A 12,311-nucleotide genomic window follows, 5' to 3' on the forward strand; every position below is an offset into this window, starting at 1 on the left:
GCCAAGCTTTCAAAATCAGCCTTCAGAAATTTTTTGTATGCCAATTCACCGATGGATTGGCTAGAATTGAAAAGTGGGACAAATCGCGAATTTGGATGGGAAAGGATCTCTTTGGATTTAGGTACTCCATCACCCAAAAAAAACACCTTCCCCTTTTCCAGGTATTCCATAAAAGGATTACTCTCCAAAATGAAAGGCTGAGGGGAGATGAGGGTGTCCCCAAGACCATCCATTACCAAAGCATACACTTCCATTCTTCTTGCGTCCAGCATTGGAATGATGGTGTCCGTTGAATCAGAAAAAGGAATGGCCCTAAAGGCAAGTGCTTCAAGCGTTCCAATACCAATTATGGGTTTGTCCAAGGCATAAGCCAAACCTTTGGCAACAGAGACCCCTATCCTTAAACCAGTATAAGAACCTGGACCAGAGGAAACCGCTACGGCATCCAAGGCTGTTTTCTCAAGGCCTGCTTGCTCAAACACATTCCGCACCAGCCCCATCAAACTTCTGGCATGAACATTATCTTGATGGAGCTCATGGAGCGCCATCAGATGACCATCTTCATGTAAGGCAACTGAACAGACCGCTGTAGCGGTTTCTATAGATAAAATTAAAGCCATTTGGGAAATTAAGATTCCAAAATCTTACTTACTCCTGTTTGAAGCAATCAACAATTTGGTCATCCTTGATCGATCGTTTAAAACCTCCAAGGATTTTTCGACCTCAGCATCTTTTCGCAACGATGCTTCGATGATACCTTCCTGAAAATAATACCTAGAAACGATTTCCTCCAGCAAAGCATCTTTAATATCCTGTTTGAAAGTGACTAAGTCTTGTTCCTTGCTGTGACTGACCTTCTTCTTCAAGTCTTCAATTTGGACTTTGATTTCGTCATAATACTTTTCTTTTTGGGCGTACTTTTCAAGGTCCTCGATACTTTTTTCCACGTATGTGGTATAATCATATTCTTTTCCTTCGAGAGACTTGATAAATCCGTCGTAGATCTTGTCGGTAATCTCAAATTCCCTTGGTGAAGCGATTTCTTTGTTGGCTCTGAAAAACTCAGTCCCAAAATCAAATACATGGTTTCTGGCCACCAAGCTATAGGCAATAGGTGAATAGGATTTCAATTCTACTTTGGTGTCTGGTTCGATACCAGCGCCATCAAGTACAATCCGCCCATTTTTGGTCTTGAACTGTTTTCTCAAGGAGTCAGGAATGGCAATCGAATTGCCATTCTCATCCCGATTGCTATAATCAATGGCTTGGATACAACGGCCACTTGGAATATAATATTTAGCGGTTGTCACTTTCACCTGGGAATTATACGAAAGGGGAATACTCGTCTGCACCAAACCTTTACCGAAAGTTTTCCTTCCTATCAACACTGCTCTGTCATAATCCTGCAATGCCCCCGCTACGATTTCCGCCGCAGATGCACTCCTTTCATTGATGAGAACCACCAATGGAATGTCTTTGTCCAGGGGTGTTTTTGTGGTTTTATAGACAGCGTTGACACTCTCAAGCTTTCCGATGGTCTTCACCACTTCTTTTCCTTTGGGGATAAAAAGGTTGACGATTTCGACGGCCTCTTTTAGGATCCCACCGGGATTGTCCCTTACATCGAGTACCAATCGGGTAATCCCCTGCGACTTCAAGTCGATTAGGGCTTTTCTTACATCTGCTGAAGCATTGGTGGTGAAGTCTGTCAGTTTGATATAACCTGTCTGCTCATCAAGTTTCCCATAGTAGGGGACATTGCTGATGACGATTTTCTTTCTTGTCAAATTTACCGAAAGCGTATCATCGCCTCTTTTCACCTCCACCATTACAGGTGTATTGGCAGGGCCTTTCAAAAGTTTAGAAATATCAGAGGTTAACTTTTCCCTGACATTTACTGTGTCAACCATTAGAATCTCATCCCCTATTCTCAGCCCACCTACTTGTGCCGGGAAACCTTTGTAGGGCATCAATATCATATTTATACCGGTGCGATTACCGATCAGCGCACCTACGCCACCATACTCCCCTGTGGTCATCAACCTAAAGTCATCCGAATTTTCTTCGGGGATAAACTCGGTATAAGGATCCAATTCTTCGAGCATTGCCGCGATTCCAACCGTGACCAATTTTTCGGGATCAATTTCGTCCACATAATAGGAATCAAGCTCCCGAATCAATGAAGCGAAGATATCCAGGTTTTTGGCAATGGAAAAAAGCTTGTCGTCTTTGTTGGAAAATGAAAAAAGAAGCCCCAGCGTCAAAACCGAAGCGAGCAGGACCAATACCGTTTTGTTTTTTAATTTCATCATATTCTTTTAGAATCAAGAGGAATGTCCCAATGTTTGCAGTTTTTTCAAAATTTTCTGAATTTTTGACTGGATGATTTCAAAGCTGGACTTATCGGTAGAAACGTAAATCAGAGCAATTAATTTCTTTTGCTCTGATTCGTGATTCAAAAGGTGCTTGTGGAGCCTATAGGCTTCCTTTACCCTTCTCTTCACGAAGTTCCTGTGGACAGCTTTTTTAATCTTCTTCTTTGAAACGGAAAAAAGTACCTGATGGGTTCCGTTTTCAATTATTGATTGATCAAGGTAGAGTACCTTGAAGGGATATAAAAAAAAAGAGGAACCTTTGTCAAAAAGTTCCTTAATAGACTTTTTCGAATGTACTCTCTCATTCTTGGGAAGTTTGTAATTCATTGCATTTACTTTCACGTATTAAAAATACGAAATATAATGCAATGGATTACTTCTTCAGCGTTTTTTCGGAGGAAACGGAAAGTTTGTGTCTTCCTTTTGCTCTTCTGGCTTTGATTACTCTTCTACCATTTGCTGTAGACATTCTTTCTCTAAATCCGTGCTTGTTTCTTCTTTTTCTGCGAGAAGGCTGAAATGTTCTTTTCATGACAATATCCTTTAATAATATGTTTGTTTCTTAATTCGCTTTATGGGATCTACCCCGAAAAGGACTGCAAAGATAGATAGGTTTTTTTTATTTACAAACCAGTCGATTACTTTTGTTTGAATCCCAAAAACAAAGATACATGCATTATTTGATTTCCAGAAAATCTGTAGCCTCTCAATTTATCCAAATCGAGATTTCTCTTGCCTGTTTGGATCATGAAACCTTAGACCTTCAGCTGCCTGCTTGGAGACCGGGAAGATACGAAATGGCCAATTATGCTCAAAAAATTCGGGGTTTTCAGGTGAAATTCAGAGGAAAGGATATCGCATGGAACAAGCCCACAAAGGATTTATGGCAATTCAGGGCAGATGAAAAGGGCACTTACCAAATCATCTATGAATTTTATGCCAATCAGATGGATGCTGGAGGCAGCTGGTCAGATGATGTTCAATTGTATTTGAATTTCACAAATTGTGCCTTTGAAGTTTTGCAAAGGAAGATGGAAAACATCACCATCGAACTCAAGATCCCCGAAAGTTTTCAGGTAGCCACGTCTATGCCCAACAGAGAGGGGTTCAAGTTCGAAGCTACGGATTTCCAAAATTTAATCGATAGTCCCTTACTCGCAAGCGAAAATTTAAAACATTTCCAATATAAAATCGCCCATACCACTTTCCACTTGTGGTTTCAAGGTGAAATCCATTTTGATATGGATGGTCTCATTGCCATTTTCCTGGCCTTCACTCAAAAACAAATCCTTGCCTTTGGCGAATTCCCTTCCGAAGACTATCATTTCATCTTTCAATTGCTCCCCTATCCACACTACCATGGCGTAGAACATGCCATGAGCACAGTCATCACCTTTGGGCCTGCAGAAAGCCTGAAGGAAAAGAATAATTTAGACAAACTTATCGGAGTAAGTTCGCACGAGCTTTATCATTATTGGAATGTCTGCCGGATCAGGCCAAAGGAGCTCCTCCCCTTTGATCTCTCTAAAGAAACCTATCTTGACACCGGACTTGTCTTGGAAGGCGTTACGACCTACATGGGTGACTTGATGCTCCTTAAATCGGGGTATTATAGTCTAACCGAATACCTCGCTATTTTGGAAAAACAGATCCAGCGGGAATTCGATGGCTTGGGATGGAAAAACCAATCAATAGTGGAATCAAGTCTTGATCTATGGGTAGACGGCTACAAGCCAGGTATCCCGAATAAGAAAGTCAATATTTATAACCGGGGTGCTTTGATTACCCTCTGTTTGGATTTGATGCTGGTCAGTGAGGGATCCTCGATCGAAGAAATCATGAAAGAAATGTGGTTGAATTATGGTAAAACCCAATTGGGGTACACACTAAACGACTATGAAGAACTGATCACCAAGAAATTTTCCGCCGGAAACAATTCAATCCAAAACTTTTTCCAGTCTTTTGTTTATGGCAAAGAGGACTTTTTCAATACCCTTGAAAAATTATTGGCGGGCATTGGTGTCAAGGTGATTCAAGAATACAACTCAGACTTCCTTGTCCATCGGTATGGAATTAAATTCGATCCCTCCGGTAAAATCATCGAGGTACACCCGGAATCGAAAGCCTACTATCAGGTAATGCTCGGTGACAAAATTTTGGAACTCAACGGAATTGAATTTTCAGCAGAGATCACCCACGAACCTTCAGAAGTAACCCTGATCCTTTTGAGATGGGGAAGAATAATCAATGTCGATTTGAAAAAAGATCCCACTTTGTATTTTCCTAATTATTCCTTGATGGCTCCGGATAAAGTTGGGTATCAAGAAATGTGGAAGCCCTAAGAAAAGGACATAATACATTGTTATACTGATGATTATAAATAAATAATTGGCAATTCATTCCAATTTTTAGTAAATTGAAATGTACAATAAATCAATTGAAAAAAATGGATGCTGTAGCCAAAATCGAAAAATGGGCGGACAAGCATCATCCTATTTGGATAGATTATGTCCGCATTGCCTTGGGTTTATTTATCCTTTATAAGGGTATCTTGTTTATTTCCGACACTGATGCATTGATTGGGATTTCAAAAACGGCAGATTTAGCGTTTTTTAATATGGCATTGGCGCACTATGTTGCTTTTGCACATTTGGTGGGTGGTATTTTGATAGCCCTCGGTCTTGTGACCAGGTTGGCGGTGTTATTTCAATTGCCTATACTTTTTTTTGCTGTCTTTTTTGTCAATATCCAACAGGGATTTCTTTCCTTGGGAAACAACCTTGAATTTGAAATTTCACTGGTTATCCTACTACTTCTGATTGTTTTCCTTGTCTATGGATCGGGTAAATACTCCGTAGACCATTGGATGAAAACCCATCCTAATGCATAAAAAAAGGCTTTCCGGAAATGGAAAGCCTTTTTTTCTTAATATGTTTTCAAACTTATTTAAAATCCGCATCCGTCAATTTCTGATTGAAAACGATAGAAGTCACTTTGCCTTCCAAAGCAATTGGCAGCATTGCATTTTTGATAGTCAGTGTCATTGGGATCAACAGCCCATCCACTTCCTGGTAATCTGAATAATCGATGTCACCTGTTGCATCAGAACTCGTTTTCAGTTTCAAACCACTGGCTACACTGTAATATTCCATGATCTTCATTCCATTTGGAAACGTGATGACAAGAGCATTGGCATCTTCCCCGCTTATGGTTTCGGTACCCCTGATTTCCAAGCCAAATCCCATTTCCTTATAATGCTCCTCTGGAAAAAGGTACATCTGGGATTTAATCATTTGCATCATTTCTTCAGTGATCGCCTGCTCCTGCCCCATTGCTGAGATTGTTCCCACACCGTTGACAACGACGGTTTTTTGGACCACATTTCCCATTACACTGGTCTCTTGGATCATGCGACTGTTTTCTTGATCACTGATTCCTTTGATCAAAATTGTATTTCCTTGAAAATCCGCTTCCATGACCCTTACCGAGTTCAGGATTTTTGCAATTTTTTCTTTTCCTCCAACAGCCTTCAAGTATTTTGCAATTACCTCTGATGGATCTATCTCCCTAATCTTTAATTTTGTCTCGGTTTTTGAAGTAAATTTTTTGCTTTCCATGGCCTCAGTGCCAGCCATTGCAGAGACCTGAAGTGCTCCTACTGTCAATATTGTTGCGAATAAACCAAGTTTTTTCATGAATGTTGATTTGTTTTAAATTGTTCGATGGGAAAAACAAAAAGAGGGCCAAGACCCTCTTTTTGTTTTTCTTTAATTCATTTCCTCACCAGAAATGGCAACATTGAATTCTATTTTTTCAACTTTACTTTCCAAGGGAACAGGAATCATCGGGGATTTGATGACCGTTTCCATCGGGTATTTTACCCCTTGAATTTCTTCATAGCTCCCAAATGAGGAATCACCCGCCTCAGCATTCTCATTTTTGATTTTCAAACCCGTGGCAACGCTGTAATAATTCACTTGTTTTGAACCGGTTGGATTAGTGACAATGACTTTGTAAGCTTCCTCTCCCTCCACATCTTTGATACCATCTAATTCTATGTTGTATCCTAGATCTTCAAAATGGAGCTCTGGAAAAATAAACATCCCCATTTTTGCAGCCTCGAATTGCTCGTCAGTCAACTCCTGAGTTTGTCCACCTGCGGACATCACGGCCTTTCCATCCTTAATGGTTGTATTGGAGGCAACGTTACCCATCATCATTACTTTTTGGTTGAAAGCCGCTTTTGGCTCATCATAAAGGAATAAAAACGACAATTTCATTCCTTGGATCTCTGCGGAAGATTCAATTTTTGCAGTCTTGATCTTTTTTAGATTTTCTTCTCCGCCGATTGCTGTGATATAATTGTCGATGACTTTACTGGCGGTCATTTCCGCATCTGCCATTTGCATTTCCTTTTCAGGTTCCCCCATATTGGTGAATGTTTTGATTTCTCCGAAAGCCGTCAGCTTGTCTTTGATTTCGCTTCCATTGCCGACAACGGTGATATACATGTTATCAGGTTTAAGGTGTTTTTTTGCGGCAGCATTTACATCCTCTATGGTGATCGCATTCAATCTCTGTAGGTAGGTAGTATAGAAATCCTTCGGTAATTTATATCTCTCCGTGTTGATGGCGAAATTGGCGATTGTGGAAGGACTCTCCAGTGATCTTCCAAATGAACCACTTAGATTGGCTTTGGCTGTTTCCAATTCAGATTGGGTAATCCCTTTATCGGCCAAGTTCCGGATTTCATAAATCATTTCATGAATGGAACTATCGGTCGCAGTTTGTTTAACGCTGGCATTTGCAGAAAAACTGGTTACCAATTTATCCGCTCCGATGGAGGAATAGGCACCATAGGTATATCCTTTGTCTTCTCTTAGATTTAAGAAAAGCCTTGAAGAAGATCCTCCGCCCAAGATATAATTCAACACCCTTGTGGTCAAATACTCAGGATTGTCCAATCTCATTTCCATGGGATAGGTAATGTTAACGACGGTTTGTACTGACGCAGACCTATCTACCAATGCCACCTGATTTTTTTCAGGTAAGGCAGGTTTGGCATACGTTTTCTTTGGCACTTCTCCTTTTTTCCACTTGCTGAAATATTGTTCTACCAATTTCCTTGCTTCTTTTTCATCGATGTCTCCCACGATGGCCAAGTATGCAATGTTGGGCTTGTAATAAGTCTGATAATATCCTTTGATATCCTCCACCGTGATGTTATTGATCGTGGCTTCTGTCTCAGACTCTCCATACGGATGATCTTTTCCATAAACCAAGGCAGCACTCAATCTTCTTGATATCGAATTTGGATCGTCCTTGCTTGTTGCCAAGCCGGAGATGGATTGTTTTTTCAATTTGTCCAATTCTTCTTGTGGAAAAATCGGATTGAACAAGACATCCGACATCAGTTCCAACACTTTTCCTTGGTGTTTTTTCAAGGAGGAGGCAAAAATGGAATTGGCACTGGCGCTCAACGAACCACCGATGAAATCGATTTCCTGATCCAGTTGGTCTTTCGTCCTGTTCGATGTGCCAGCAGTCATCATTTCTCCCACCAATCCCAGCATACCGGCTTTATTCCCCTCAAAGATCGGGTCACGCTCCAACACCAAAGAGAAAGCTACGCGAGGAAGTTTTGAGTTCTTAACCACAAATACCTTCAAGCCATTCTTCAGGGTAAAGGACTCAGCATCCCCTAATTTGATTTCCCTGGCTGGACCAGCTTCTGGATAAGTCGACCTATCAACCTGAGCCATTCCCGCAGGAATCATCAAGCTCATAATAAAATATAGCAATATCTTTTTCATGTTTCTCTTATTTTAAAAGGATCAAAAATTATTCGGCTGGTTGAGCGGATTTTGGAAGGTAATAAAGTACTACCCTTCCATCGAGATTGAGGTATTGTTTGGCTACTCTCTGGAGATCTTCTCTTTTCACTGCCCTGAAAAAACTCAATTCATTGTTGATGTAATCGGTTCCGCCAAAGAACAATCTTGATTCTGCAAGATTCTGAGCAATTCCAGCCATGGAGCTGTTTTTGCTGACCAAATTGTTTTCTATGATATTCTGGAGTTTTTGGAAGTCATTTTCAGAAATCCCTTCGTCCTGTACTTTTTTCAATAAACCATCCATTTCGGCTTCCAAATCTTTTGGTTCCACCCCCATATTGGTAATTGCATACATCAAAAACACGCCGCCATCTTCCAAATCCAAAGGAATGGCTGCTACCGCAAGTGCTTTCTGCTGATTGTCCACCAATTCCTTGGTCATCAAAGAAGATTTCCCTCCTGTCAAATAGGTAGAAAGCATGGACATTGCATAAGAATCCGGGTGGTTTTTGGGAGGAAGATTGTAAGACTGGATAATCGCTGGAATTTGTATGTTGTCATACACGATATCCCTAACTTCAGCAGTTTTCACTGCCTCTTTCACATTCGGCCTGTAAAACTCGCTGGGTCCTTTAGGAATTTCAGTAAAATAAGCCTTCACCCATTCTTCTGTTTGGTCATAATCAATATCCCCTGCAATGGTCAATGTTGCATTGTTGGGGACATAATACGCTTTGTGGAACGCCATAAATTCTTCCAGCTTCGCTGCATCCAAACCTTCCATGGATCCGATCACCGGCCACATGTAGGGGTGTGTAAGGAAAGCACGTTTCATCGTTTCGGGAAGAATGGTGCCATAAGGCCTGTTGTCATAAGACTGACGCTTTTCCTCCTTGATCACCTCACGCTGTGTATCCACGCCAACCTGATCAATTTTGGGATGGAGCATCCGCTCACTTTCCATGTAAATCGCAGTTTCCAGTTGGTTGGAAGGTACTATTTCGTAATAATACGTAATGTCATTTGAGGTGAATGCATTGAGGGTGCCGCCGATCGACTCGATCTTGGACATATACTCCCCCTTGCCAATGTTTTCTGTTCCCTCGAAAAGTAGGTGTTCGAAAAAATGGGCAAATCCAGTTCTCTCTGGATTTTCATTTTTGGAGCCAACATGATACAATACTGATGTGGCTACAATCGGAGTCGTATTGTCTTGGTGGAGAATCACATGCAGTCCATTGTCCAAGGTAAATTCCTTGAACTCGATTTTGTTTTGAGCGATTGATGAGAGACTTGTCAGTCCGGTCAACAACATTAAAAAGGTAAACTTTCTCATATTGGTTCTATTTGAATTTGGATTTGATTCGGCTTTTTAGTTAAACACATTTTCATAGGGTAAAGGTTTTGCAGAGGGCACCAAAAACAACCAATTATTTATGAATCTCTAAAAAGGGTTGGAAAAATATAATTAATAATCAAAAGAAACAAACTTGGGAACTAATTTATATTTAAATATAGATTAGTTCCCCCTAAACATTAAAAAATTCGATTCTGGGGTACGCGGATATACTTGAGAATGCTCTCTTAAAAAAAATAATCCCATCACTCTTCTCAGAAATGCTTGAAAAAAAGCATTAAAAAAACAAAACCCTTCCCGATTTTCAAGATCGGAAAGGGTTTTGAACTCATGGTGTCAACCTGGTCAAAACTTCTTTGGCTTCGTGCCACTTCAACCGTGGGCCAAACTGACTTACGATTTTGGAGCTGGCCATGGACGCAAGTTTTCCACTGGAAGCATAGGAATGTCCATTGGTAATGCCATACATAAAGGCTCCTGCAAACATATCCCCTGCTCCATTGCTGTCAATCGCCGTGGTTTTGTAGGGTTCGATATCGATAAAAGTATCCCCATCGTAAATCATCGCCCCATTCTTTCCTTGGGTGATGACAAAGTGTTTTGCCGCTTTTTTCAGTTCTTCTCTGGCTTCCAGAATATTATCCTTTTCTGTAAAGATCATGGCTTCCTCCTCATTGGCAAAAAGCAAGTCTACGCTGGGTCCAATCACATCATCAAAACCTGCCTTGAAGTATTTGACCATGGCCGGATCGGAAAAGGTCAGCGCAACTTTTGTCCCAGCCGCTTCTGCGATTTTCTTTGCATGGGCCATCGCCTCTTTCCCATTGGGAGAGGTGACCAAATAACCTTCTATGAACAAATACTTGGAATCCTTGATCGCAGCTTCATTGACATCCGCCTTGGAAAAGTTCTGTGTGATGCCCAAAAAGGTGTTCATCGTACGCTCTGAATCCTCGGTCACCATCACCAAACATTTTCCGGTGATGCCTTCGGCAAGATTGTCTGAAACAAGATTGTTGTCTACGCCGGAATCTTTCATGTCCTGAACAAAGAAATGCCCCAACTCATCATTGGCCACTTTGCAGCAATAAAAGGAATTCCCACCAAACTGACTGACGGCAATAACTGTATTGGCAGCAGAACCTCCACATTGTTTTTTTGCTTCCTCAGTATCGATCACTTCCATCAGCGCATTTTGGCGCTCTTCGTCCACCAATGTCATCAAGCCTTTTTCAACCTTGTAATCCACAAAAAATTGATCTTTCACTTTGAACTCTATATCTACCAAAGCATTTCCTATGCCCGTTACATCGTATTTTTTCATGTTTATATCTATTTAATTTTCGGTATTCAATTCATCTTGGCACGCGGTCGCCAGCTATCCAACGCCAAATTCGGTGAGGTGTTCAAAAGTCCAGTTGGGGGTTTCCATTCATGTGACAACCCCAATTGTTGAAAATCTCCCGAGCCTTCATTTTCATTTTTATTTAATCATTCAAAAATTTTATGCCTTTCAAAGAGTTTGCTGCTGTCAAAAAGGAGACGGTAGGTGTGATGCGTTTTATAGATTTCGGCGTTGAGCTGCTCACAGACGCGCATCATTTTCGGATTGAAATCACCGATCCAATTCATTTCAATGGTTTTGTATGAGAAATGATCCTGACTGGCAAAGGTTTTATTGTACTGCATGATCATCGCACTTTCCACGCCCATGCCCTGAACTTCAGGGACGACGCCAAATACCAATCCAAGCATCTTGTCAGGCGGATTGAAAGTCTTGTTCCAAAGGAACTTTAATTTTCCGATCAAATCCATTTTGCCATTCACAAATTTGAAAATCTGGTTGATTTCTGGAATATTGATGAAAAAAGAAACGGGTTCACCTTTGTGAAATCCAAAATAAATCAATCTAGGATCCATAATGGGTTTCATTTTCGCAAACATGAATTTGGTTTCCTTAAGTACCAAGGATTTGCCCATGTGTCTCGCCCAAGCCTTGTTGTAGACCTCCATAAAATATTCAGGCGCCTTTTCCGACAATTCCTTTCCTTGCATGTGCCTGAATTCAAAATCGGGATCTGCCAATATTTTATTGGCCCGCTCTATCATTTTGGGATCAAAACCGAGCCCTTTCACGGGTCTCATATAGGTATATTGTTTGAAATATATCTGAAACCCATAATTTTCAAAAAACGCTTGATAATAGGGGAAGTTCCACGGCATATTATAATTGGGGGGATAAAAACCATCGACCAAAAGCCCCCACCATTTGTCCCTTTCCCCAAAGTTGACTGGACCATCCATGGCTTCCATTCCCTGCGTTTTCAACCATTCCTTGGCAGTATCCATAAGCAAGAAAGCGGCAGCCTGATCCGCTATACATTCAAAAAAACCCATTCCTCCCGTTGGTTGCTTTTCTTTCCATTTTGGATGGACAAATGCAGCGATTCTTCCTATCGTTTCTCCGTAATCATTTACCAGCAACCATCTTTTGGCTTTCCCCCCCTGCTTAAAAAGTTTATTGGTCTCAGGTTGAAAGATGCCTTCAATATCTTTATCCAAAGGTCTGATCCAGTTTTTCTCGTTTTTATACAGCCTTATGGCCATGTCCAAAAACTCTCTTTCTTGCTTTTTACTGATGACTTCCAGTACCCTCATGGACATTTATATATTTGAATGGCCAAAAATAGAGAGATTAATTCAGGGCGCCAAGGGAGAGAGCCGGTGTGGAAAAAAAGTATTTGG

11 protein-coding genes (1 of these 11 cut by a window edge) are annotated in these 12,311 nt (G+C 41.0%); 2 read left to right on the forward strand and 9 right to left on the reverse strand.

Features of this window, described 5'->3' with window-relative positions; genetic code table 11:
* The 4 genes in view from tsaB to rpmH are tightly spaced (at most 46 nt apart) and all read right to left on the reverse strand, a layout consistent with a single transcriptional unit that may run on beyond the window.
* A protein-coding gene (tsaB, locus tag Q7J63_RS05450) for a tRNA (adenosine(37)-N6)-threonylcarbamoyltransferase complex dimerization subunit type 1 TsaB (RefSeq protein WP_304884579.1) crosses the window boundary here: on the reverse strand, nt 1–620 show its 5' portion. The gene continues 70 nt to the left of window position 1, outside the view; only the first 620 of its 690 coding nucleotides appear in the window; its start codon is at nt 618–620; the stop codon falls past the left edge of the window.
* 24 nt (nt 621–644) lie between these two features.
* The gene (locus tag Q7J63_RS05455) at nt 645–2,309 is read right to left on the reverse strand and encodes a S41 family peptidase (RefSeq protein WP_304884767.1); all 1,665 of its coding nucleotides are present in this window, start codon (nt 2,307–2,309) and stop codon (nt 645–647) included.
* A 15-nt stretch (nt 2,310–2,324) separates the two neighbouring features.
* Entirely contained in the window at nt 2,325–2,702 is a 378-nt protein-coding gene (gene rnpA / locus Q7J63_RS05460) for a ribonuclease P protein component (RefSeq protein ID WP_304884581.1), read from the reverse strand.
* A 46-nt stretch (nt 2,703–2,748) separates the two neighbouring features.
* Nucleotides 2,749–2,907: a 50S ribosomal protein L34 gene (gene rpmH, locus Q7J63_RS05465; protein ID WP_019596913.1), complete on the reverse strand. Its 159-nt coding sequence runs from the start codon at nt 2,905–2,907 to the stop codon at nt 2,749–2,751.
* A gap of 139 nt (nt 2,908–3,046) precedes the next feature.
* Between rpmH and Q7J63_RS05470 the strand changes: the two genes are divergently transcribed.
* Entirely contained in the window at nt 3,047–4,717 is a 1,671-nt protein-coding gene (locus Q7J63_RS05470) for a M61 family metallopeptidase (RefSeq protein ID WP_304884583.1), read from the forward strand.
* 104 nt (nt 4,718–4,821) lie between these two features.
* The gene (locus Q7J63_RS05475) at nt 4,822–5,265 is read left to right on the forward strand and encodes a DoxX family protein (RefSeq protein WP_026333523.1); all 444 of its coding nucleotides are present in this window, start codon (nt 4,822–4,824) and stop codon (nt 5,263–5,265) included.
* A gap of 52 nt (nt 5,266–5,317) precedes the next feature.
* On the opposite strand, the gene Q7J63_RS05480 is transcribed toward Q7J63_RS05475, so the two are convergent.
* The 5 genes from Q7J63_RS05480 to Q7J63_RS05500 all read right to left on the reverse strand — a co-directional run bounded on the left by Q7J63_RS05480 (nt 5,318) and on the right by Q7J63_RS05500 (nt 12,224).
* Nucleotides 5,318–6,070: a peptidase, M16 family protein gene (locus Q7J63_RS05480; RefSeq protein ID WP_304884585.1), complete on the reverse strand. Its 753-nt coding sequence runs from the start codon at nt 6,068–6,070 to the stop codon at nt 5,318–5,320.
* 72 nt (nt 6,071–6,142) lie between these two features.
* Nucleotides 6,143–8,188 (reverse strand): pitrilysin family protein, encoded by a 2,046-nt coding sequence (locus Q7J63_RS05485; protein ID WP_304884586.1) that lies wholly within the window; start codon nt 8,186–8,188, stop codon nt 6,143–6,145.
* Between the two features lie 28 nt (nt 8,189–8,216).
* Nucleotides 8,217–9,545, reverse strand: coding sequence for a pitrilysin family protein (locus Q7J63_RS05490; RefSeq protein ID WP_026333522.1), 1,329 nt, complete (start codon nt 9,543–9,545; stop codon nt 8,217–8,219).
* 349 nt (nt 9,546–9,894) lie between these two features.
* A complete protein-coding gene (locus tag Q7J63_RS05495) occupies nt 9,895–10,890 on the reverse strand; it encodes an adenosine kinase (RefSeq protein WP_019596906.1) in 996 nt (331 codons plus the stop codon).
* Nucleotides 10,891–11,057: 167 nt separating this feature from the next.
* Nucleotides 11,058–12,224 carry a hypothetical protein gene (locus tag Q7J63_RS05500; protein WP_304884590.1) on the reverse strand — a complete coding sequence of 389 codons (1,167 nt, stop codon included), beginning with the start codon at nt 12,222–12,224 and terminating at the stop codon, nt 11,058–11,060.
* Nucleotides 12,225–12,311 lie beyond the last annotated feature (87 nt).

Origin of the sequence: Rhodonellum sp. (assembly GCF_030656585.1) — a bacterium.
GTDB lineage: Bacteria > Bacteroidota > Bacteroidia > Cytophagales > Cyclobacteriaceae > Rhodonellum > Rhodonellum psychrophilum.